This window comes from Mesorhizobium sp. WSM4845 (assembly GCF_055811455.1).
In genome coordinates this window covers 1-22,413 of the sequence record NZ_JBVVQA010000032.1, presented here as the reverse complement: position 1 = coordinate 22,413, position 22,413 = coordinate 1, and the positions used below count along the sequence as shown (strand labels likewise).

Genomic DNA, 22,413 nt, shown 5'->3' with positions numbered 1-22,413 from the left:
TCGATGAGTTGCTGCGCGCCGGGATCCGAGGCGGCCCTGATGATTGGGCCCGGGCGGCGCGAGATCGTCCCGCAAGAGGTGGTCTTTGCGAGCCGAGATCTCGGCGATGGTACGATTCAGACGGACTTTTCCGTCCCTCAGGTGCATTGCGCAGGCTGCATCGGCGCGATCGAAGGCTTGCTCAGCCAAGTCGAGGGCATCGTTTCCGCGCGGGTGAACCTGACCGCAAAACGTGTCGTAGTGAAGTGGCGGCGGGACGGCGCCGTGCCGCCGATGATCGAAACGCTTCGAAAAGCCGGTTACGAAGCAACACTCGCCGAGCCTGAGAACGGAGACGGCGATCCGGAGATGGGCCGCTTGCTGCGCGCCACGGCCGTTGCCGGCTTCGCCGCCATGAATATCATGCTTCTTTCCGTCTCGGTCTGGTCGGGAGCGGACGCCGGCACGAGGCACGCATTCCACCTGATCTCCACGGCCCTCGCGTTGCCGACGCTGGCCTATTCGGGCCGGATTTTCTTCGCTTCCGCGTGGAGCGCCCTGCGCGGCGGCCGGACGAACATGGACGTGCCGATCAGCGTCGGCGTGCTGCTCGCATTCGGCCTCAGCGCATACGATACGGTGACGGGCGGAGCCCATGCTTACTTCGATGCGGTGACATCCTTGCTGTTCTTCCTGCTGGCTGGACGCGCTGTGGACCAGGCGATGCGCGGACGCGCTCGCGAAGCGGTCAGGTCGCTCGCGCGGATGATGCCGCGAGGCGCCACGGTGCTCACGCCTGATGGCGAACGCGAATATCGCGACGTATCCGCTATCCGCAGCGGCGAGACTGTCCTTGTTCTCGCGGGAGAGCGCGTGCCGGCCGATGGCACCGTAATTTCCGGAAACGCCTCGCTCGACCTGTCGGTTGTGACGGGCGAGTCCGCCCCGGAGTCGGTCCGACCGGGGGCCAGCGTGCTGTCGGGATCGCTCAACCTCGACGGGCCGCTGACGTTGCGTGTCGACCGACCTCAGAAAGAGTCCTTCCTTGCTGACATGATGCGGTTGATGGAGGCTGCCGAAGGCGGCCGCGCCCGTTATCGGCGCATCGCCGATCGGGCCGCCTCGCTTTATTCGCCGGTGGTCCATCTGCTTGCCTTCGCCACCTTTGCAGGGTGGATGATCACCACCGGAGACCTGCACCGATCACTGACGGTGGCGATCGCCGTCCTCATCATCACCTGCCCATGCGCGTTGGGCTTGGCCGTGCCGATGGTCCAGGCCGTCGCTGCGCGGCGTCTCTTCGCTCTCGGTGTGACCCTCAAGGACGGCGCGGCTTTGGAACGGCTGGCCGAAGTCGATCACGTCGCACTGGACAAGACGGGTACGCTCACCTCAGGCCTGACAAAAGTGGCGTCTTTCACTGTGCCGGACGACGAGATCGAAGCGGCCTCCGCGCTTGCCCGGTTCTCTCGGCATCCTGCCTCGCGAGCGGTGGCGGCGCTGCATCCGGCCGGGCAGGCTGCCGTCGAGCAGATTCGGGAGGAGCCCGGAAACGGCATCGAAGGCACGGTCGGCGGCCGCGTTTACAGGCTCGGCCGCCAATCTTGGGTCGACGCCCGCTCCACTGCCGGTTCCGCCTCGGCCGAAGCCTGGTTGTCGGCTGACGGCCGCGTCCTCGGCGCGTTCCGGATTTCCGACAGCCTCCGTCTCGGAGCCGCCGCCGCTACAAAGCGCCTGCGCAGTCTCGGCCTCGGCGTCGAGATCCTGTCCGGAGACGTGGAAACGGAGGTAAGGAAGGTGGCAGGCATGCTCGGCGTAGCAGCAGCCACTGCCGGGATGCTTCCTCGCGACAAAGTCGCGCGGTTGGAAGTCCTGCGCGCGCAGGGACGCAAGGTGCTGATGGTCGGTGACGGCCTCAACGACGCGCCCGCATTGGGAACGGCTCACGTGTCGATGGCGCCCTCCTCGGCCGCGGACGTCGGGCGCAACGCGGCCGATCTCGTGTTCCTGGGCTCCAGCCTGGACAGCGTTCCGAAAGCGATCACCATTGCCCGCAAGGCCAGGCAGCTCGTCACCCAGAACATTGGGCTCTCCATCCTTTACAATGCGCTGGCCCTCCCGCTCGCGGTTACAGGCCACGTTACGCCGCTGGTCGCGGCGGTGGCGATGTCCACATCATCCATCCTGGTGGTTGCCAATGCGCTTCGTCTTTCGGGTCCGAGCCGAGATCCGCAAGGAATACAAGGTGGCGTGACGTCCACTCATCTCGCGGAGGCTGCATGAGCCTGCTCGCCTGGCTGGTCCCCATAGCACTCGGCATGGGCCTGGTTGGGCTTCTCGCCTTCCTCTGGTCGATGAAAAGCGGCCAGCTCGAGGACCTGGACGGAGCAGCGGAGCGGGTGCTTCTCAACGAGGCGGCCGACACCCCGCTGCCGGATATGGAACAGCCATCACCGAACAGGCGTTGATCTCTAAGGGAAGCGACAATGGGCGAAACTGCCGACAGAAAATTTGACTGGATAGCGGGGCTGGCGACTGTGTCCGGCGTTGCGGTGATGGTTCCAAGCCTTGTCGCGCTTGCAGTCGCCCTGATCGCGGTGATAGCCGCTTTGTTCTAGGCAGGAAACGACGGCCACAGCCCGGCATCACGGCCGCACGGCCGGCGTCTCGACCAGAAGGCCGCGGGCCCGCTCCGTCAGATGGAGCTCCAGGTCGACGAGTTCGGGTGCGCCGATCGCGAAGGGCTCGGCTCTGACCCCGATCATGCAGTTGCGCAGGCGCCGCTGCAGCGAACCGACCGTCTGCCACTCCAGTCGGTAGAGCGGATAGCCGGTCGGATGCGCCTGCGGGATGACACTGCCGCCGAGCCGTTTGCCCCAATTGTCGTCGTGGCAGGAGGCGCAGGAGAGCTCGAGCTGTCCGATGCGGCTCTGGAACAGACGCCGGCCGTTGTCGCGAAACGGCGCGAGCCGGGCGTCGGTCGCCGGCGTGATTGGCATGCCGCGCGACTGATGCGTCACATAGGCCGTCAGGGCGAGCAAAGCGTCGGACTCCGGCGCCAGCGGCTCGGCCTGCTGCCGCTCCGCTCGACAGGAGTTGATGCGCCCGGCAAGGTCGATCGGCCGGCCGGTCGCCGCGTCAAAGGCCGGGTAGCGCGCGGCAGCGCCGCGCATCGTCTGGCGGGCATCGTCATGGCAGCCGGAGCAGGCGACATCCGCCCTGCCCTGCGCCTGTTGCCAGAGCTGTTCGCCCTGCAGCACCCACAGCATGCCGGGATTGCTCATGTCGTCGGCCTGCAGCGCCTGCGTCTGCGGCGTCATGAAGTCGAAGCCGGAGCGCTTCTCGACGTCTTCGATGTCGGCGGCGATGGCAATGCCGCAGACGACCGCCGCGATAATCCCCACCAGGCCCCCGAGGGCGCGCATCAGCTCACCGTGATCGTCGCCGACGCCGTTTGGGTCTTCCCGGCATCGTCGGTCCAGGTGAAGTCGATCGTGCCGCTCGTTGTGGCAACGAGCGTGAAGGCAATGAACGGATTGGCCGATACCGCTGGAAAGAGATCGGCCGAAAACACCTCCTCGCCATTGTAGGTGCAGGTGAAACGGCGGATAATGTCGCGGGGGATATTGGAGCCGTTCGGGCCGATACGATAGCCGGTTTCCATGGGATGGGCGATCATCGCCTTGATCTCGACGACTTCGCCCTGCCTAGCCACTTTCGGCACATTGACGAGCGCGCGCGCCATTATGAAAGGTCCTCGATACAGGCGGCCAGCGTGACGATGGCGCTCGCCCGGCTCGACCAGAAGCTGCCGTCGCTCATCTCAGCGACCGCGACAACGACCTGCGAGGTCGCGAGCCGGATCCGCGTCGAGACCATGGCGCGGCCGGAGCGCGCCCCGAGGTGGAAAACCGCGACATTCGCCTCCGGGTTTTTCTCGTTGAAGACCGCGATGCGCCGGACATGGTCGTCTTCGGTCATCGGGCTCTCGGCGACGACTGTGATCCCGACCGCGTTGCCGTTTTCTACCAGAGGCGGCAGGTCGAGCCGGACGCGGCCATCGAGAACGTTGGCGCCCCCGGTGAAGGTCCGGATCGCTTCCTCGAGGCTCGGACGGGCAACGGCCCAGCGCGGCAGGCTGATCGCCAGCAGGCCGGTCATGCCGGCCCGAAGAAACTGCCGCCGTCCGACCATGCCTGCGTAAACTCGAAGCGGGTCTTCGTGCATGATCCCCCTTCAGCGTCTTGAGATAAGCGACGATATCCTCGATATCGGCGCCGCCCAGGATCGGCTTGCTGCGCCAGACGGTGGCAACACGCTGGCCTTGCTCATCCGCGACCCGATAGTAGGAAGGCATGATCGTGTTCGGCACCAGCCGCTTCATGTCGACGACGCGCAGCCGGATCTGGCCTTCCGAAAGTCTTGCCCCGACGCCGGTCAGGTCGGGCGCCAGCGTGCCGTGCAGATGCGCGTCGGGAAACGGCCCGCTGTGGCAGAGCGTGCAGAGGCTGCGCTGCCGGTCCGCGATCAGCGCGGCGCCGCGCGTCGGATCACCCTTGTCGACAATCAGAGGTTGCATGATCGCATCGCCGGTCACGACATAAGACCCCGTCTCCTCGCCGGCACCGGGCGAGGCCGCAAGCTGCAATCCCATCAGAGCCAGAAAAGCCACCCTCATCATGCGAACACTTCACTGGTGATCGTTCGGAACCAGTCCTGCGCATAGGCCGCTTCCAGTTCGCGGACGGAAAGCGGCGCTTCGAGCGGGCTGGTGCCGCCCGCACCCTCCACCTCGGCAAGCAGCCCGTCACGTGGCTGGTAGACGCCGGCGATCGAAATGCCGTAACCGGGCGCGACCAGGCTGTAGCAGGTGTTGATGAGCTTCGGCTGCGCCGGCTGCCGCTCCCTGACCAGGGCGGCGACCGCCGCGGCGCAAGCTTTTGCCTGGGCGTTGGCGCTGAAGGCGGATTTCGGCATCGCCCCGCCGATCGCCGCGTCGCCGATGACGTGGATCGCCGGCTGCAGGCGGGACTCGAAGGTGACCGGGTCGATCGGGCACCAGCCCGTCTGGTCGGCAACGCCGGCCGACTGCGCAATCGCGCCCGCACGCTGCGGCGGGATCACGTTGGCGACATCGGCAGTGTGATTGCCGAACTCGGTCACCAGCGTCCTTGTCGCCGGGTCGACTTCCGTCACCCTGCCCCCCGACGACAGCGGCACCCATTCGATCAAGCCGGGATAGAGTTCTTTCCAGGCCGCTTCGAACAGCCGCTGCTTCGAAAAGGCGTCCTTGGTGTCGAGGATGATCAGTTTGGATCTGGGTTTGCTGGTCTTGAGATAATGCGCGATCAGGCTTGCCCGCTCGTAGGGACCGGGCGGGCAGCGAAACGGATTGGCTGGCGCGGCGAGGATGACGACCCCACCGTCCGGCATCGCCGCGAGCTGGTCGCGCAGCAGCAGCGTCTGCGCGCCAGCCTTCCACGCATGCGGCATGATCGCCGCCGCCGCCTCGTCGTAGCCCGGCAAGGCGTCGAAGCGCAGGTCGATGCCGGGCGCCAGCACCAGCCTGTCGTAGTCGATGTCCGTGCCATCCTCCAGGCGAACACGCCGGCGCTCGGCATCGACGGCGACAGCCCGCTTGCGGATCAGCGCGATGTCGCCGAACTGGTCATAGCTGAAAGTCTGCGCCTCGATGCCACGCAGCCCGGCAATCACGGCATTGCTGAACGGGCAGGCCAGATAGGCGGGCTCTGGCTCGATCAGCGTCACCGCAAGATCGCGATCCAGCCGTTTCAGCGCGCGGGCGCAGCTTGCCCCGGCAAAGCCGCCGCCGACAATGACCACGCCGGGCTGCGTCTGTGCGCGCAGCTGCGGCGCGGCAAGGACGGCCGCGGCGACGCTAGCCGCCACGCCGCCGATCAGGGCTCTACGGCTGGGCATGGCGTACGGCCTCCGGCTTGGCGAGCCATTCGGCGATGGCGCGCGTCTCCGCCTCGGTAAATCCCCTGGCGATGCGGTCCATGACCGTTGCCTTGCGCTCACCGGAACGGAAGGCTTGCATCTGGGCGACGATGTCGTCTGCCGCGTGGCCGTCGAGCGAAGGGATGGCTGAGCCGAGTGCCGCCGGCCCGTGACAGCCGGTGCATGCCGTAGCACCAGGCGCCGCGTCGGCCCATTCCGGCGCGCTGGCCGCAAGCGCCGCAAGCAGGACAGGCGCCGCAAGCAGGACAGGCGCGAGCGCCCGTCCGCCAGGCCTGTTCTTCGCGCGCCTCATATCAGGCGAGGTCATGGTTCTTCAGCGGCAGCGTGCGGATGCGTTTTCCGGTGGCGGCGAAGATCGCATTGAGGACGGCCGGCGCGGCGACCGCGATGGTCGGCTCGCCGACGCCGCCCCAGAAGCCGCCGGACGGCAGGATGATCGTCTCCACATCAGGCATTTCGGCCATGCGCAGGACCTCGTAGCTGTCGAAGTTTTCCTGCTCCATGCGCCCGCCATTGACGGTGCATTCGCCGTAGATGCAGGCGGAAAGGCCATAGACGAAGGAGCCCTCGACCTGCCGCTCCACCTGTGCCGGGTTGACGACATGACCCGGATCGGTGGCCGCCACGATGCGATGGATCCTGAGCTGCCCATCGGTGACCGAAACCTCCGCTGCCGCCGCCACATAACTGCCGAAGCCCATGATCTGCGCCAGGCCGCGGTGAACGCCGGCCGCGGGCGGGGTGTCCCAGCCGATCAGTTCGGCGACCGCCTCCAGCACGGCGAGATGTTTTGGATGTTTGGCCATCAGCTTGCGGCGGAAGGCGAGCGGGTCGACGCCGGCCGCATGGGCGAGTTCGTCCATGAAACACTCGACGTAGAGCGCGTTCTGGTTGAGGTTGACGCCGCGCCAGAAGCCTGGCGGGATCGGCGGGTTGCGCATCGCATGGTCGACAAGCAGATTGTCGACCGTATATCCCAGTGTGCCTTCCGTGCCGCTGAGGACGAGCCCTTGGAAGACCACCGGGTCCATGCCGTTCTGCATGCCCTGCGGCCGCACCGCGGCAAGGATCGACTGGCCGGATATGCGCATGTGCAGAGCGGTCAAATTGCCGTCCGCGTCGAGCGCGCCCGTCAGCCGGCATCGGGTGGTCGGGTGATAGGCGCCGTGCAGCATATCCTCTTCGCGCGACCACATGAGCTTTACCGGCGTTCCCGGCACCTGCCTGGCAATGCTGACCGCCTGGCGCACATAGTCCTGGAAGTTGCCGCGCCGGCCGAAGCCGCCGCCGAGATGGATCTTGTGCACCTCGCATTGCTGCACCGGCAGGCCGGCGGCCTCGGCCGCTGCAGCAAGGCTCGCCTCGCCATTCTGGGTCGGCACCCATACCTCGCAGCGCTCCGGCGTGTAGAGCGCCGTCGCGTTCATCGGCTCCATGGTCGCGTGGTTCTGGTAGGGGAAGGCATAGGTCGCCGTGACCGTCCGGCCGGCGGCGGACAGGACAGCACCGGCGTCACCTTGCCTGGCGCCGATGAAGGCGTCATTTGCGGCGAGCCCCTCTTCGAGCATCGCCGCGATCGAGGCGCTGGTGACCTGCCTGTTGGGGCCTTCGTCCCAGACGATCGGCAAGGCATCGAGAGCGGTCTTCGCCCGCCACCAGGTGTCGGCGACAACCGCAACGGCGGTCTCGTCGACCTGAACGACAGTGCGCACGCCCGGCATGCCCGCCACCGCCGCCGCGTCGAAACTCTCCACCTTGCCGCCGAAATACGGGCAGGCCCGGATCGCCGCGTTGAGCATGTTCGGCAGCTTGAGATCGGCGCCGTAGACCTGGCTGCCGTTAAGCTTGTCGGCCGTGTCGAGCCGCGGCAGCGGCTTGCCGGCTATGGTCCAATCCTTCGGGTCCTTGAGCGTGACATTGGCGGGCGGCGTCATTCGCGCGGCGGCGGCAGCCAACTGTCCATAAAAGGTGGCGCGATCCGATGCTGCATGGGTGACCATGCCCATCCTTGCTGTGCATTCGCTGGCCGGCACACCCCATTCGGCGGCCGCGGCGGCAATCAGCATCTCGCGCGCAACGGCGCCGCCAATGCGCACATACTCGTGCGACTCGCGGATGCCGCGGCTGCCGCCGGTCGAGAAATTGCCCCACACGCGGTCGCGCGCCAGGTTCTGGGCCGGCGACGGATATTCGGTCGTGACCTTGGACCAGTCGCAGTTCAGCTCCTCGGCGACGAGTTGCGCCAGGCCGGTCAGTGTCCCCTGCCCCATCTCGGAGCGGGCGATGCGGATGACCACCGTATCGTCGGGCCTGATCACCACCCAGGCATTGATCTCCGGCGCCGCCTCGCCGCCCTCGGCGCGTGCCGGCTTGATGAACGGCACGTTGAATCCGAGGGACAAGCCGCCGGCCGTGGCGGCCACGCCGATGATGAAGCTGCGGCGGGAGAGGGAAATTGTGGCGTTCATGACTGTTCTCCTCAACCGCGTTGCGTGGCTTCGCCGGCTTTGGCGGCCAGCTTGATCGCGGCGCGCACCCGGTTGTAGGTGCCGCAGCGGCAGATGTTGGTGATCTCGGCGTTGATGTCCTCGTCCGCAGGGTTCGGGTTCTGCATGAGCAGACCCGCCGCAGCCATGATCATGCCGGCCTGGCAGTAGCCGCATTGCGGCACGTCGAGCGCCAGCCAGGCCTGCTGGACCGGATGCGAGCTGTCCGGCGAAAGCCCCTCGATGGTGGTGATTTGCTGGTCGGGCTCGACCGCGCTCACCGGAAGCGCGCAGGAGCGCGTGGCGACCCCGTCTATATGGATGGTGCAGGCGCCGCAGGCGGCAACGCCGCAACCGTACTTCGTTCCGGTAAGCCCGATCTGCTCGCGGATCACCCACAGCAGCGGCGTGTCCGGATCGACCTCGATGTCACGTGGCATGCCGTTGATGATCAATCTGGCCATTGTGCAATCCTTTCGATCAAAGGCTGGCGAGGACCGAGTCTGGATGCCGCCCCTGGCGACAAAGACCGGATGCCCGGCTAGCGACGAGGCCAGGTTAGGCGGGAGCTGTCGCAGAACCTTGTCCCGAACACCGGCAGTTCATCGCAAGTTGTCGCGGGCGCCGCGCTCTGATACATTTCGTTACACTTCTCACGCTTTGTTGATGTCGGGCGAGATTGCCGCCATGGCGCGGAAGGTGATCATCCGTGTAGACGCAGACTAGATATCGTCGATACTGACCGACTATTCAGCGGCGGCCTTGGAGCATTGCATGGAAGTGGCGCAGCACATCGCGGTCGTCGACGACCACAGGGACATCCGCGATCTCGTGGGGAAATACCTCACGCAGCAGGGTTATCGCGTCAGCGTCGCCGACAGCACGGCCGCGCTCAAGCGGCTGCTCGACCGCAGCCTGCCCGATCTTATCGTCCTCGACGTCATGATGCCTGGCGAGGACGGCATTGCCGCCTGTCGGCACGTGCGCGGAACGGTCGACGTTCCGATCATCTTCCTTACCGCCATGGCCGAGGAGGTCGACCGGATCGTTGGCCTCGAGATCGGGGCAGACGACTACCTGACGAAGCCGTTCAATCCGCGGGAATTGCTGGCGCGGATCAAGGCTGTGCTCAGGCGTGTCCACAGCCTGCCGCCGCAGCGCGGTCGGCTCAAGTCGAACGCGCTGCGCTTCGACCGCTGGACGCTGAATGTCGGCCGCCGCGAGCTGGTCGGGCTCGACGGCGTGGCGGTCGCGCTCAGCACGGCCGAATTCCGCCTTCTTACCGCTTTTATCGAGCATGTCGGGATCGTGCTCAGCCGGGATCAGTTGCTCGACCTCACCGTCGGGCGCTCGGCCGACGGTTTCGACCGGGCCGTCGACAACCAGGTGAGCCGGCTGCGCAAGAAGATCGAGGCGGACCCGAAGAATCCGATGCTGATCAAGACGCACTGGGGCGGCGGCTACTGCTTCACCGCCGAGGTGGCCCAGGCATGATGCTGTTATGGAGACGCAGCCTGGCGGCCCGCTTCCTCATGCTGGTGCTGCTTGCGCTCGCCCTGTCGCAGGCGATCACCTTCCTGATCTCGTGGGACGAGCGCGGACAAGCCCTGCACGCGGCGGCCAAGGGCGAGTTCGTCAGCCGCACGTCCTCGCTTGCCATTTTGCTTGACACGACGCCGCCCTCGCTTCGACCCGACATCCTCACCGTCAGCGGCACGGCCTATACGCGCTTCTGGACCTCGCATGACGGGCCGAGCAATCCCCTCGCCTGGCAACAGGAGGCGCTGACGCAACTCGCCAAACCGCTGCCCGGCATTGCCGCCAAATATGCCGCCTACATGAACGGGCAGGCCTCGAATGCGGTCGCAGCCGCCGATCCTTCGGTGCCGCCGCGCATGCTGGACCTGTCCGGCAGTGGCAGCCCGTTCACGCGACCTGCCAAGTTTCTTTATCTGGACGGCGCCCCAAACGGCATGGGGCTTTCCGTCCGCCTTGACGACAGCACCTGGCTGAATGCCGCCTACGCCAAGGTGATGCCGAGCGCCTTCTGGACCGCGCAATCGGCGATATCGCTGGCGCTCACCGCACTCATCCTGTCCGCCATAGCGATTTTCGGGGCGCAGGCAATCGCGCGTCCGCTGCGACGGCTCGCCAATGCCGCAGAACTGTTCGGCCGCGGCGAGGCCGTGCCGCGGCTGCCGGAATCAGGGCCGGACGACATCCGCCAGACCGCCGAGGCGTTCAACCGCATGCAGGAGCGCCTGCAGCGCTTCGTCGAGGACCGCACGCGCATGCTGGCGGCGATCAGCCACGACCTGCGCACGCCGCTGACCTCGCTCCGGCTGCGCGCCGAGTTCGTCCAGGATCACGATCTTCAGGAAAAGATGCTGAAGACCATCGAGGAAATCCAGACGATGACGGAAGCGGCGCTCGCCTTCGCGCGCGAGGACGCCGCGGTGGAGGAGACGCGAACCGTCGATCTTTCGGCGCTGGTCGGCAGCCTCTGCGACGACCTCGAGGAGCTGGGCCAAAACGTCACCGTCAGTGACGGGCCAAAGGTGCTGTACCGCTGCCGGCCGGACTCGCTGCGCCGGGCGATCCGCAACCTCGTCGAAAATGCCGTCCGCTACGGCGAGCAGGCCAAGGTGAGCCTGGTCAGGCGTGCCGACAGCCTGGACATCGTAGTCGAGGACGCCGGGCCCGGCATTCCGCAAGCCGACATGGAGCAGGTGTTCGCGCCATTCTTTCGCCTGGAGCAGTCACGCAACCGGGAGACCGGCGGCGTCGGGCTCGGCCTGTCAATTGCCCGCGCCATCGCCCGCCACCACGGCGGCGACATCGTGCTGGAAAACCGGAGCAACGGCCTTCGCGCGGTCATCAGGCTGCCGCTCATCGACATGGCCAGGCAGCTTGCCCCGGCGCCGGTGCCTGAGACCAGCCCTCCGACCGGACTGCGATCCTTGCCGGCTTGACCGAAACCCGTCCCGCGATCGCGCCAGGCCCGCTGCATAGGCTCAACGGGTGATAGATTGGTTCGTCCCACCCGCGAGAGACTCGCCTCCGTCAGCGACCAGTGCATGGCCGGTCATGTAGGACGACTTATCGGACACCATGAACAGAATGACCTCGGCGATCTCGTCGGTCGTTGCGAAGCGGCCCATCGGGACGATGTTGGCGATCGCGTGCTCCAGCGCTTTGCGGCCGCCGAGTTGGTCCGTGTAGGGATCGTTGAACGGCGTATCGACCCAGCCGGGGCAGAGCGAATTGATGCGGATGCCGTAACGCGCGACATCCAGTGCGATCTGGCGGGTCATGGTGATCGATGCGGCCTTGCTGGTGATGTAGGCGGTCATCGCTCTGTCGAGGAAGACGCCGGAGTTCGACGACGTATTGAGGATGACGCCGCCGCGCTGTCTCTTCATGACCGGTAGGACTGCTTGGCAGGCGACGAACTGGGCATGCACGTTAACCGCCCAAGAGTGATCGAAACCGGCGCCGTCGATCTCCTCGACGCTGCCCGCGACCTGCACACCGGCATGATTGTGCAAGATGTCGATGCGCCCATGTCGATCGGCCACGTCCTGGATGACGCCGACGACGGCTGCATCGTCGGTGACGTCGACTCGGATGGCCTCGCCGCGCCCGCCGGCGGCGGCGATGGAGTCGACCGTGCCACGCGCGGCATCGAGATCGCGGTCAGTGACGATGACCGTCGCGCCCTCGCGCGCCATGGCTTCCGATCCGGCCTGACCGATGCCGGAGCCGGCACCGGTGACGATGGCGATCCGCCCCTGAAGTATCATTCGATTTTCCCCTAGTACCGGCGGCGAAACAGATTGCGGCGCTCGTAAACGGCGACCGCTTCGTCGATCAGCGCCGCGATGGTGTGCGCGCCGTATTCGCGACGCAGCAGCTCGGCGCGCTCTTTGAGCAGATGGGCTTCGGGAATCCGGCCCGGCCGCAACATTTCATAGGTGTCCAGAATGAGGTCTTGCGGGACGGAGACGAGGTCGGCGGCGCGTTCGAGATTGAGCGCAAGCCGGTCGCGGCCCGCATCGCGGGCGATCGATGCCTGAAGTCTGAGCACGTCGGCCGAAATCCGGATGTCTTCGGCACCGATCCGTTCCGAAATCACTGCGTCGAGCGTCAAATCGGCAAGCGGCATGCCCGACGCCGACACCGCCTGATCGGGCGCGTTCTCGGAGATGGGATAGAGGTCGAGAGGGGATGTCACGGACGAAGCCCTCCTTGTCCGATTGCAAACGCGACATCGAGCGGCCGGCCATCCGGCACTACCAGCCCGGTCTCTATCGCGTAGAGCATGGCGACGCGCACATGGTAGCGGGCGCCAAGGGCCTGACCTTCGGTCGGCACGATGACGGGTTCCGGCGCGAGCCCCAGCGCGTGGAGCGCGGCGTTGCGGCCCATTGCGCGGTAGTGGTCGAGCGTCGTGATCGGTGCATTCGAGAACAGTTCGATGTTCATGTGCGGCAGCCGGTCGGCGCGGTGGATGACTGCGGTGCCCTTGGCCTGGATGCCGATGGCATAACCCGAGCCGGAGAGGCGCGCCGCGGTGAGGCCGAGGAAGGACGTGTCGGCGGTATGTCGGATGCGGACGAGGCGCGGCACGCCGCCGCCCTCGCTCACACCATCGGTCAGGGCCAGCACCACGTCGATCAAGTCGTGGCCGGCTGTCGTTTGCGTGAGCTCGTTGCCGAATGCGGGGCTGAGGCCAATCACCACCTCGCGCGGATCCGTGCCTTTGCCGGCCTCGCCGCCTGGAATCAGCCATGGCTCCGAGGTCGGGTCGACGCGACGCTCGCTCTCCAGCACCTTCTCGCGTGTCTGAACATCGCGCACGCCTCGGACCGCTTCCCATCTAGCTTCGGACATCCGATATCCGCTGCCCGGCCCCCGGTAGTCGTTGGGATCGTTGAGCGCGCTGATGACCTTGCCGTCGCGCAGGATGGCCGACGTCTGCAGATAGTCGCCGGAGATGCGCTGGCGAAGCATCAGCAATAGGTTCTCGGCCTCGCGCCCGAAGCCCCGTTTGTGCAACGCCCGCACCACATCCACCGCCGTTAGTCCGCGATCGCGAATGGCTTCGCTGATGCGCGTGACCTCGCCTGTCGAGAAGGTTTCGGTATCGAGCGAGCCCGAGGCGGCGGCGACGGAGAGCATCCAGGCTTCCGGCACTTCGGCGAGGCCAAGCTCCTGGAAGACGGCGGCCAGCGCCTTGATCGCTTGCATGCGGAGCTCGCGGATATTGCTCTCCTCTATGGGCGTCAGCCCACCATCCGCCTCGAGGTCACGCTGCAGAGCGAGGAAGTCCTCGACGTCCTCGCCGTTGAACAGGGATGGGTTGAACGAATTGTCGTATTTGCGGATCGATCCCATGCCGGAACACAACAGGTCGGAGCCTGCCATGAGGAAGGGCGTGATCTTGGCGCCAACCCGGATCTCGGACTCGCTGACGCGGGTGTCGTTGCCGGAGGCGCATTCAAGGCCGAGCCAGACGGCGATGAGGTTTTCGGCCATGAGCTCGCGCATGCCCCCCGCCATCGAGACGGTCAACGGCGCGCCGTCGATGCCGCCGTTCTGCGTTCCCTGTACGCCCATGGCGCGCTGCAGGCAGAGGCAACGGGCTTCCAGGTAGAGAACGGACTGATGTTCGTGAAAACCCATCAGCAGCTCGGAGGATGCGCCAGACGTGCAGCGTGCCTTGATGCCGCGCGAGGCGTAGGCGGCGGTGAGGAAAGCCTTGGACCAGGGTGTGTCGTCGCCATCGACGAACGCAGCTTCCGTGCCATAAACCGATACTGTCTCGGCATAGGACGTGAAGCCAGCCATGCCGATGCGCAGCTCTTCCGCTTCCTCGATCGAGCACTGGAACAGCACGCCGCCACGCCCAACCGACGCGCCGACGGCGCAGGCGACGGCGTTGGCCCAGGAGTTCGACGCAACGCGCATCGTCGTCTCGATCTCGTCGAAGCCGAGCGCCACGGCAACGGCGGCGTCTGCTGCAAGCTGCAGAGGATCATCCTTAGCGTTGGTGACGTGCGCCTGGTTTCCCGGCGTGCGGCGCTGCCGCATTTTGGAATAGGCGAAGGTGATCTCCAGTGACGACAAGTGCGACACGACGGAAGCCAGCTTCGCCGGCGTCATGCCGCGAGCCAGCCGCTCGAGCCTTTCGCGCGGCACGTTGATGTCGACCAGCATGCGGGCGACTTCGCCCGAATCCATCGCCATCGCCTCGTCGATCACGTCGAGATCGAGATGATGTGCGGCGATGAAGGAATCGAGGATGTCGAAGTCGGCTTCCGGCTTACCGTCGATCTCGACCACGCGTCCGTTCTCGACTCGCGCCGACGGCGCGGGGTCCCACGGGCTGTGAAAGGTGGCAAAGCCCGCTTCCGGATCCTCCGCGGCAAAGCGGTCGTGCCGCAGCGGCCGCGTGTCCCATTCGTCGAAGCGGCGCCAGCGCGGGGGCGAAGTCATTGAGTCCCTCCCATATGTCGAGCGCTCAGAACCATCGCAGCCACACAAGCTGGATGAGGATTAGCACGATCACGTCCCAAAAGATCACCTCGCCGATCGTGAACCAGCGCTTCATGCGGTTGACGCGCCAGAAGCCGAGCCAGACGATCGCTGCCAGGATGAGCGGGACAAAGCTGGCGGCGGTCACTCGACCCTCTTTCCCGTGGCAGCGTCGAAATAGTGCAGCGCCTGCTTCGGGAAGGAGACGCTCACCGGCTGTCCCGGCTCGATCGCATCGCAATTCGTCTGCGTCCGCAGCGTGATTGCCTGCCCGCCCGCGTTTTGGAAGATCAGCAGCGTGTCGGGTTCGATCGCTTCTTTCACGTCCACGGTGAGCGTCATGGCTGCCGGTGCATTCGACGCCATGAATTCGATCTGCTCCGGCCGGATGCCGAGCGTGACCGGCCCGTCGGGGCGATCGACCGAGCAAGCCACCGCGCCAGCCTTGAATATGCCGCCTTTGACCACTCCGTCGATCGTGTTCATCGCCGGGCGGCCCATGAACTCGGCGACGAAGCGGTTGGCGGGCCGGCGGTAGATCGTCTTCGGCTCGTCGAACTGCACCAGCCGGCCCTCCTTCAGCACGGCGATGCGCGTCGCCAGTGTCATCGCCTCCTCCTGGTCGTGCGTGACGAAGACGAAGGTTTTGTCGAGCTTGCGATGCAGGCGGTTGAGCTCGGTGCGCATATGCAGGCGCAGCAGCGCGTCCAAGTTGGAAAGCGGTTCGTCCATGAGGCAGATCGCCGGTTGCCAGACCAGCGCGCGCGCTACGGCGACACGTTGCGCCTGGCCGCCGGAGAGCTGCGCCGGCTTGCGCTGCAGATAGTGGGCGATGCGCAGAAGCTCGGCCATGTCCTTCACCGAACGCTCGATTTCCGCGGCGGCCACTTTGCGGATACGCAGGGGATAGGCGATGTTCTCGAAGACGGTCTTGTGGCTGTAGAGTGCGTAGTTCTGGAACACCATGCCGATGCCGCGGAAGCGCGGCGGCACGTTGGTCACGTCCCTACCTTCGATCTCGATGCGGCCGCTCGACGGCTGCTCCAGCCCGGCGAGCAGGCGGCACGCAGTTGTTTTGCCAGAGCCCGAGGGCCCAAGCAGCACGATGAATGCGCCGAGATCGAAGTCGAGATCGAGCCGATCGAGCGCGACGGTGCCGTCCGCAAACCGCTTCGTCACTTCCTTGAACGAGACTGCCATTGGATGCTCCGCTGGTCCTTAGCCCTTCACCGCGCCGAAGGTCAGGCCGCGCACGAGGTGCCTCTGGACGAGAAATGTGAAGACGATGATCGGCAGGGTGGCGACCACTGCCACCGCGGCGACTTGCCCCCACAGGGTGCCGTGTGGCGTGATCAGGCCGGGAATGCCGACCGTCAGCGGCCGCCCCTCGAACGCCACGAGGATGAAGGCGTAGAGGAACTCGTTCCACGACATGATGAAGCAGAGCACCGCCGTTGCCGCGAGTCCGGGCGCGGCCAGCGGCACGATGACGCGCACGAATGCTCCGAGCTTCGAGCGCCCGTCCATCATCGCCGCCTCGTCGATCTCCTTCGGTATCTCGGCGAAGAAGCCGCGCATCATCCAGACGACCAGCGACAGATTGAAGCTCGTATGGGCAATCACCACGGCGTAGATCGTGTCGGTCAGGCCGATTGTCGTGAAGAACAGGAAGAGCGGCACCGCGATCGCGATCGGCGGCGCCATGCGCGTCGTCAGGAAGAAGAAAAACAGGTCTTCCTTGCCGGCGAAATCCGTGCGCGCGAACACATAGGCGGCAGGCGCGCCGATCAGGATCGACAGCGCAGTCGATCCCAGCGAGATGACCAGCGAATTGAAGACGAGGGGGAGATATTCCTTATCGATGAAAACCGCCGGATAATTGGCGAAGGTCGGCATGAAGAACCAGGTCGGCTGCGTCGAGAGGATATCGAGGCGGCCCTTGAAGGACGTCAGCAAGATCCAGACGTACGGCGTGAGCGCAAGCACCAGGACGCAGGCGAGGATTCCGATCGCGAGGATCTTCCAGGATTTGCTCATGGCTTAGCCCCTTGGTCCGCCGACTTCCAGTACACGGCCTTGTAAAAGACCGAGCACATGATCAGCACGACGAGGTAGACCATGAACGAGACCGCGGCGCCGTAGCCGAGATTCCAGGTCTTGAAGTTGACGCGGTAGGCGTAGATCGAGAGCAGTTCCGAGACGGTACCGGGGCCGCCGCCGGTCATGATGAAGACCTTGTCGAACTCTTTGAAGGCGTCGATGCCGCGCAGCAGAAGCACCAGCGCGATGATCGGGCGCATCAGCGGCAACAGGATGTCGGTGAACTGCCGCCACGGCCCGGCACCGTCCATTGTCGCTGCCTCGAAGGGCGAGCGCGGCAAGCTCATCAGCCCGGCCAGGATGATCAGCGTCACGAAAGGCGTCCACTGCCAGACGTCGATGGCGATGATGGTGGGCATGACGAGGCTGGGCGACGAGAAGACGGCGCTGGATTGCGACAGCAGGCCAACGGCCCGCAGATAGTGCGTCGCCATGCCGAAGTCGCCCTGCAGCAGCAGGCGCCAGATCAGCCCTACAGCGACAGGAGCTAGCATCATCGGCACCAGCAGCAGCGTCGTCAGCAGGCGCTGCCGCTCGATGTAGCGCCAGATCAGCCATGCCAGCGCGAAGCCGAGCAGGAACTCGATCGACACCGCGACCAGGACGAAGCGGATAGTACGCCAGAAGGACCCCCAGAAGATTGCATCCTCACGCACCAGCCTGCGAAAATTGTCGAAGCCGATGAATACGCCCTTCTGGTCCGGATTGGCGAAACTCAAGTCGGTCATCGCCGTGTAGACCATGTAATAAAAAGGCCCCACGAGGAAGACGAGGACGAGCAGCGCCGCCGGCAGGATCAGGGGCATAGATGCGCCGCGGTCGAGCAGGAACTGTCCGCGCGAAGGTCGAGTGCCTTTGGTCATGATATGCCCGGCGTTCTCCCGGGGGTTGTCCCCACGGGATTAGGATAGCAGCCCTCACTGCACCGGATATTTCATCGGTGCGCAGGCCCCGAGCAGCGCCGAGATCTCCTTGGCCGACTCATCGAGCGCCGCCTTTGCTTCCTTCTCGCCGGCGAGATAGGAGGACAATTCGCGCACTAGGATGTCGGTCATCTCGCTCGCCTGCGGGATCGTAGGCTTCGGCTTGGCCACCTCATTGGACGCCATCGATGCCTTGGCATACGGCAGCTTCTGCACCTCGGCGGATGCATAAACATCTGGCCTTGCGGAAGCGCCGCCATTCAGATGCTGGTTGAGCTGTTGTTCGTACTCCAGCATCCACTGGATGAACAGGTATGCGGCCTCCTTGTTCTTGGACGCCGTTGGAATGAGGTATGACCAGCCCTCCACCTGAGCGACCTTGCCGCCTTCACCCTGCGGCACGATGTCGAAACCCATCTTGCCGACGACCGTCGACACATTCTCATCGACGGCGACGGCGTAGGTCGCGTCGTTCCACATGATGAGCTCGGCGACCTTGCCCTGCTGCATCAACGCCATGACGTCGTCCCAGAAGTAGTTGAGCGTGTCCGGTGGCGAGAAGGCCATCAGGCTCTTGTAGTATTCGGTCGCGGCAATGGCCTGGGGGCTGTTGACGATGACCGGGCCGCATTCGGAGCCCGACTTCACCTCCAGCATGTCGCCGCCGAAGGAGTAGAGGAAGTTCAGCCACTCGTACCACAGCGCTTCGTGGCGCTTGCCCTGCAGTGCGGTGCCGTAGAGACCCTGGTCAGGGCGGTTGAACCATTCGGCGATGTCGCGATACTGCTTCCAGTCCTGCGCCGGGCCGAGGTCGTAGCCGTACTTGGCCTTAAAGCCGTCCATCTCCTTGGTGTCGGTCAGGAGATCGGACCGATACCAAGCGTACATTGTGAGCGCGGTGAACGGGAAGCCATAGGCCTTGCCCCCGTACCAAGAGATTTCCTTCCAGAGACCCTGGTACAGCTGTTCCTCCGGCTTGAACTCGGGGTCGCGCAGGGTCGCCGAGGTCATAAACTGCTCGATCGGCTCGACATGGCCGTTGGTGACAAACTTGCCGACATTGCGGTGCTGCTGGAGGATGAAGTCGTAGCGGCCGCGCTTTGAGTTGAGGTCGAGCATCACCTTGCTGGCGGTCTCGGACGCCTCATACATCTCGATCTCGACCGTGATGCCGGTGCGCTTCTCGAACTCGGGCGCCAGCTTTTTCATCGCCTCGAGCGGCGGCAGCGCCTCGCCAATAGTGCGGATCGTGGTTCCCTTGTACGGCGCCGCCGCTTCCTCCAGCGTCCAGGCACCGGCCTGTCCGGCAATGCCGAGCGTCGCGAATGCCGCGAGCGCCGGTGCCGTTATCAGCATGCGTAGGCGTGAACTGTCTCCAAACATCGAGATTCCCCTTTGGTTAATTGTCGTTGCGGTGCTGTCCAACTTGGCTGGGCTTGAATGCTGGTCCGCCGGGGGATCGGGCCGTGCCCGGGCCGCCCGTGAGATCTATGGCGTGTTGGCGGCGATCCGCCATTCAAGTCCTCCACCACTGCGCGCGGAATCGCCCGACTTGTCCGCGAGGCCTCAGGTCCGCAAGGCCTCAGGGTGTCAGTATATGCTATCGACGCCTGCCTGCGTAGCTCTTGGTACGAAGAAGGCATATTCCACAAACTTGTCAAAGCCTATAAGAGCATGCCGATCATGGGATATTTCCCTTACAGTGTAATCCAAAACGCATATGCATTTGGGGATAGGAGCGACGGTGAGGGACGAAGCCTCTGCAGCAGCGTCAGGCAGGCGCCTGCTGTCGCATCCCGAATGGTTTGACGCCCTTGGCGAACTGCTCGCGCAGGTGGGATCGCACCAGTTCCCCGACGCATTCGCCAAAACCATCCATCGTCTCGCACCATTCGACTACACGGTGAGTTTCGCCTATAGCGGCCCGGGCAAGCCGCTGTGCGTGCACCACACCTTCGCCCCGAAGCAGTTCGACATCCACGTTCGGGAATACGAGATCGGGCCTTACCTACTCGATCCGTTCTATAAGGCGACGGCGAACGGCACGCGGTCGGGAGTTTACCGGCTGTCCGACCTTGCGCCCGACCAGTTCTACAAGAGCGAATACTACAAGTCCTATTATGTGCAGACCGGACCGGTCGACGAGATCGCCTTTTTCTCCCCCGGCAAGGACGGGTGGATCGTAGCGACGTCGCTGATGCGCGCGCCCAGCCGCCAGAATTTCACCGCGCACGACCTGCGCACGCTGCGTATCGTCGAGCCCTTGGTCCGGCGCATCGTTGAGATGCACTGGCGCACCGACGAAAGGCTCAAGACCGCGACGCCGGTCGAAGACGACAAGGCAGTGATGCGGCGCACCGTGCAGGATGCATTGGAGGCACGCGGCATGCCGCCGCTGACCCCACGAGAACTGCAGGTCGTCGGCCTCGTTCTTGAAGGTCACTCCTCCGAGTCGATCGCCAACCTGCTGGGCATCTCAGCCGGGACGGTCCGCATCCACCGCAAGAATATCTATGCCAAGATGCGCATATCCTCTCAGCGCGAACTATTTGCAATCTTCGTCAAGGCGCCGGCGACCACCTCGTGGCCGGTCACGTCTGGGTAGGCTGGTGCGGCTGGTGCCGCTATTTCGCGGCCGATCGACGAGCCAGGAAGATGGATGCTCCAACATCCGCTCTTGGATGAAGGGAATGTTGGCCTCTGCTGGCGGAATGGGGCGCCTTTCCGAGGACGGCCTTGCGGCTGCTAGCAGACGGACGGGGCCGTCAGCTGGCGGGCGGCTTTCGGGAATGAGGTGGAGCATAGTTGCCGTTCACGCATTAGAGTCGCCCGACGACGACATATGGGCCCTAAGCGGATCTGGCCCATCGACGCTGCCCCTTCCCCGCCGTCAGCACCTGGCCATGATCACCTCGTCCAACTCCTTGTGGTCGACGCCTGCCCGTGCGAGCGCCTCGCAGTGGAGCTTAGCCAAGAGGGGCCCGGTGACCTCGTGGCTGCGGCCGTTTCATATTGCGGCCCTGGTGGGAAGGTCGCGAGGTCGTCCACTGGCCGGGGGGTACTTCACCCCTTCCTTTTCTTTTGTTCTGGCGGTGTCTTGGCAGCCGGCGCTGCCTTCTTCTCTTCAGTGCCGCAACCCTCGGCCTTCGTCAGCGTCAGCTTGATCGTGCCGCTATCGCCGAACGCGCCAACCGGCGTGGTGATCTTCCACGCCCCGGTGAGCGCCATCGCGCCTCCGCCACTATCGAGCGAGACCGTGTAGTTGCCGGCACCCGACCAGGGCACGCCGGCGGCCATGCCGCCAACCGTGAAACTGCCGCCGTCGCCTTGGGGAGCTAGCGAAAAGAGGATCCCCGCCGATGCCCCGGTGCCTGGCAATTCGAATGGTTTGGTCAGGTCGCACACTGTGTGATCGATGGTCAGATCATTGTATCCGCCCTTCGCTCGATAGGCCTTCTTCTTGCAGAGCTTGTCGAACAGACTCCTGGCGATTGCCTCGGCCGCCTCCGCCACCTTGTCCTCGCCGAGAAATCCCTTGTCGTCGGCAATCAATTTCCCGTCGTCATCGGTGACCTGCATGATCCAGGTCACGTCGCCGTCACCGATGCCGACCACCCCGTCGATGAACGTACCGACGCGCAGCTCCTCGATCACGAGGTTCTTTGGGGCATAACCTTCATCCATGAGCTTCTTTTCGGTGGCGCGAGCCTCGGTTATCGTGCTGCCGATATCGACGATGACGGCCTCGCAGCTTCCTTCGGCCTGCGCTTTCTCGACCAGCATAACGAGTTCGGAGCCGACCAGATGCTGAATCTGTTTGGCAACCAGTTCGGAGGCCGGGTTGGCGGGCAACACCTCACGTACGGCAATGCGCTGCTCGCCGACGGCTGGCATCGCGCCAAGCGACAGGGCCACCGCCAGGATAGCGGCACGGATACTAACGGGGTACATCGGCTCTCCAACGGGGCGACGCCATGTCCCCGGCAACCAATTATGTATCATGTTGGACACTCCGGATTGATGCGATTTCTTAGCACTGCCCGTTGTTGGAAGGAGTCACTTCTCAGGCAGACGTTCGCACTGCGCTCGCACGACATCAGCCAGCGCCTCTACTGTCAGAAGCGACAATGACCTTCCCTACTTAATGGGAGTAGCGTCCAAATCGACAACGCACCCTTCTTACCCTTCCACTCCCGCCCGACCGCGATGAAGCTCGGCCCAACTTTGACATGACAGAACCCCGCACGATTCAGCCTGAAGATCAACGCTCTATGCACGGCTTGGTAGGCGTGACCGTTGTCATCGCCTGATGAGAGATTACTGACCGCAGCTCATGGCATCACACGGTCCAATTCCGTCCCGTCGGCGAGCCAGGTGAGCCGGCCGCCGCGCATTCCGTGCTCCAC

General features: G+C 64.8%; 22 protein-coding genes and 1 pseudogene. 6 read left to right on the top strand and 17 right to left on the bottom strand.

Annotation, left to right across the window (positions count from 1 at the left end):
- Positions 1-3 precede the first annotated feature (3 nt).
- The 3 genes from AC0L2C_RS27750 to AC0L2C_RS27740 are packed head-to-tail and all read left to right on the top strand — an operon-like array spanning position 4 to position 2,597.
- Complete coding sequence (locus AC0L2C_RS27750; protein ID WP_287363489.1) at positions 4-2,262, top strand: heavy metal translocating P-type ATPase; 2,259 nt, start codon at positions 4-6, stop codon at positions 2,260-2,262.
- Positions 2,259-2,447: a cbb3-type cytochrome oxidase assembly protein CcoS gene (ccoS, locus tag AC0L2C_RS27745; RefSeq protein ID WP_287239545.1), complete on the top strand. Its 189-nt coding sequence runs from the start codon at positions 2,259-2,261 to the stop codon at positions 2,445-2,447. Before AC0L2C_RS27750 ends, ccoS begins: the two co-directional genes overlap by 4 nt.
- A gap of 18 nt (positions 2,448-2,465) precedes the next feature.
- Positions 2,466-2,597 carry a hypothetical protein gene (locus AC0L2C_RS27740; protein WP_023798499.1) on the top strand — a complete coding sequence of 44 codons (132 nt, stop codon included), beginning with the start codon at positions 2,466-2,468 and terminating at the stop codon, positions 2,595-2,597.
- A gap of 27 nt (positions 2,598-2,624) precedes the next feature.
- Here AC0L2C_RS27740 and soxA read toward each other — a convergent pair whose 3' ends face one another.
- The 8 genes and pseudogenes from soxA to AC0L2C_RS27700 all read right to left on the bottom strand — a co-directional run bounded on the left by soxA (position 2,625) and on the right by AC0L2C_RS27700 (position 8,911).
- On the bottom strand, positions 2,625-3,404 hold the full coding sequence (soxA, locus tag AC0L2C_RS27735; protein ID WP_473524916.1) for a sulfur oxidation c-type cytochrome SoxA: 780 nt from the start codon (positions 3,402-3,404) through the stop codon (positions 2,625-2,627).
- A complete protein-coding gene (soxZ, locus tag AC0L2C_RS27730; RefSeq protein ID WP_023798501.1) occupies positions 3,404-3,724 on the bottom strand; it encodes a thiosulfate oxidation carrier complex protein SoxZ in 321 nt (106 codons plus the stop codon). Before soxZ ends, soxA begins: the two co-directional genes overlap by 1 nt.
- A complete protein-coding gene (locus AC0L2C_RS27725; RefSeq protein ID WP_287239656.1) occupies positions 3,724-4,173 on the bottom strand; it encodes a SoxY-related AACIE arm protein in 450 nt (149 codons plus the stop codon). Before AC0L2C_RS27725 ends, soxZ begins: the two co-directional genes overlap by 1 nt.
- A 55-nt stretch (positions 4,174-4,228) precedes the next feature.
- Positions 4,229-4,558: pseudogene (locus AC0L2C_RS27720) on the bottom strand (cytochrome c family protein); the annotation flags it as partial.
- Between the two features lie 98 nt (positions 4,559-4,656).
- A complete protein-coding gene (locus AC0L2C_RS27715) occupies positions 4,657-5,919 on the bottom strand; it encodes an NAD(P)/FAD-dependent oxidoreductase (RefSeq protein WP_287239547.1) in 1,263 nt (420 codons plus the stop codon).
- Positions 5,906-6,268, bottom strand: a complete 363-nt coding sequence (locus AC0L2C_RS27710) for a c-type cytochrome (protein ID WP_287239548.1) — start codon at positions 6,266-6,268, stop codon at positions 5,906-5,908. The genes AC0L2C_RS27715 and AC0L2C_RS27710 overlap by 14 nt, the downstream gene beginning before the upstream one ends.
- On the bottom strand, positions 6,255-8,429 hold the full coding sequence (locus AC0L2C_RS27705; RefSeq protein WP_473524915.1) for a xanthine dehydrogenase family protein molybdopterin-binding subunit: 2,175 nt from the start codon (positions 8,427-8,429) through the stop codon (positions 6,255-6,257). Before AC0L2C_RS27705 ends, AC0L2C_RS27710 begins: the two co-directional genes overlap by 14 nt.
- An 11-nt stretch (positions 8,430-8,440) precedes the next feature.
- Positions 8,441-8,911 carry a (2Fe-2S)-binding protein gene (locus AC0L2C_RS27700; RefSeq protein ID WP_287239550.1) on the bottom strand — a complete coding sequence of 157 codons (471 nt, stop codon included), beginning with the start codon at positions 8,909-8,911 and terminating at the stop codon, positions 8,441-8,443.
- Between the two features lie 310 nt (positions 8,912-9,221).
- Here AC0L2C_RS27700 and AC0L2C_RS27695 point away from each other — a divergent pair, with 310 nt between their 5' ends.
- Together AC0L2C_RS27695 and AC0L2C_RS27690 are read left to right on the top strand one after the other, a co-directional pair.
- On the top strand, positions 9,222-9,941 hold the full coding sequence (locus AC0L2C_RS27695) for a response regulator (RefSeq protein WP_023798507.1): 720 nt from the start codon (positions 9,222-9,224) through the stop codon (positions 9,939-9,941).
- Positions 9,938-11,419, top strand: a complete 1,482-nt coding sequence (locus tag AC0L2C_RS27690) for an ATP-binding protein (RefSeq protein ID WP_473524914.1) — start codon at positions 9,938-9,940, stop codon at positions 11,417-11,419. The genes AC0L2C_RS27695 and AC0L2C_RS27690 overlap by 4 nt, the downstream gene beginning before the upstream one ends.
- A 42-nt stretch (positions 11,420-11,461) precedes the next feature.
- Here the strand turns inward: AC0L2C_RS27690 and AC0L2C_RS27685 are convergent, their stop codons facing one another.
- Genes AC0L2C_RS27685 through AC0L2C_RS27650 form a run of 8 tightly spaced genes read right to left on the bottom strand, consistent with a single transcriptional unit; the run spans position 11,462 to position 19,390 of the window.
- Positions 11,462-12,250, bottom strand: coding sequence for an SDR family NAD(P)-dependent oxidoreductase (locus AC0L2C_RS27685; protein WP_287239553.1), 789 nt, complete (start codon positions 12,248-12,250; stop codon positions 11,462-11,464).
- Positions 12,251-12,261: 11 nt separating this feature from the next.
- On the bottom strand, positions 12,262-12,681 hold the full coding sequence (locus AC0L2C_RS27680; protein WP_023798510.1) for a diol dehydratase small subunit: 420 nt from the start codon (positions 12,679-12,681) through the stop codon (positions 12,262-12,264).
- A complete protein-coding gene (locus AC0L2C_RS27675) occupies positions 12,678-14,945 on the bottom strand; it encodes a propanediol/glycerol family dehydratase large subunit (RefSeq protein ID WP_287239555.1) in 2,268 nt (755 codons plus the stop codon). Before AC0L2C_RS27675 ends, AC0L2C_RS27680 begins: the two co-directional genes overlap by 4 nt.
- Before the next feature lie 25 nt (positions 14,946-14,970).
- Positions 14,971-15,132, bottom strand: coding sequence for a hypothetical protein (locus AC0L2C_RS27670; protein ID WP_023798512.1), 162 nt, complete (start codon positions 15,130-15,132; stop codon positions 14,971-14,973).
- Positions 15,129-16,184: an ABC transporter ATP-binding protein gene (locus AC0L2C_RS27665; protein ID WP_128168211.1), complete on the bottom strand. Its 1,056-nt coding sequence runs from the start codon at positions 16,182-16,184 to the stop codon at positions 15,129-15,131. Before AC0L2C_RS27665 ends, AC0L2C_RS27670 begins: the two co-directional genes overlap by 4 nt.
- A gap of 18 nt (positions 16,185-16,202) precedes the next feature.
- Positions 16,203-17,021, bottom strand: coding sequence for a carbohydrate ABC transporter permease (locus AC0L2C_RS27660; RefSeq protein ID WP_023798513.1), 819 nt, complete (start codon positions 17,019-17,021; stop codon positions 16,203-16,205).
- Positions 17,018-17,947 carry a carbohydrate ABC transporter permease gene (locus AC0L2C_RS27655; protein ID WP_287239557.1) on the bottom strand — a complete coding sequence of 310 codons (930 nt, stop codon included), beginning with the start codon at positions 17,945-17,947 and terminating at the stop codon, positions 17,018-17,020. Before AC0L2C_RS27655 ends, AC0L2C_RS27660 begins: the two co-directional genes overlap by 4 nt.
- Positions 17,948-18,001: 54 nt before the next feature.
- On the bottom strand, positions 18,002-19,390 hold the full coding sequence (locus tag AC0L2C_RS27650) for a sugar ABC transporter substrate-binding protein (protein WP_084833675.1): 1,389 nt from the start codon (positions 19,388-19,390) through the stop codon (positions 18,002-18,004).
- Between the two features lie 361 nt (positions 19,391-19,751).
- Between AC0L2C_RS27650 and AC0L2C_RS27645 the strand changes: the two genes are divergently transcribed.
- The gene (locus tag AC0L2C_RS27645) at positions 19,752-20,612 is read left to right on the top strand and encodes a helix-turn-helix transcriptional regulator (protein WP_287064528.1); all 861 of its coding nucleotides are present in this window, start codon (positions 19,752-19,754) and stop codon (positions 20,610-20,612) included.
- 458 nt (positions 20,613-21,070) lie between these two features.
- On the opposite strand, the gene AC0L2C_RS27640 is transcribed toward AC0L2C_RS27645, so the two are convergent.
- On the bottom strand, positions 21,071-21,958 hold the full coding sequence (locus tag AC0L2C_RS27640; RefSeq protein WP_473524913.1) for a hypothetical protein: 888 nt from the start codon (positions 21,956-21,958) through the stop codon (positions 21,071-21,073).
- Between the last annotated feature and the right edge of the window lie 455 nt (positions 21,959-22,413).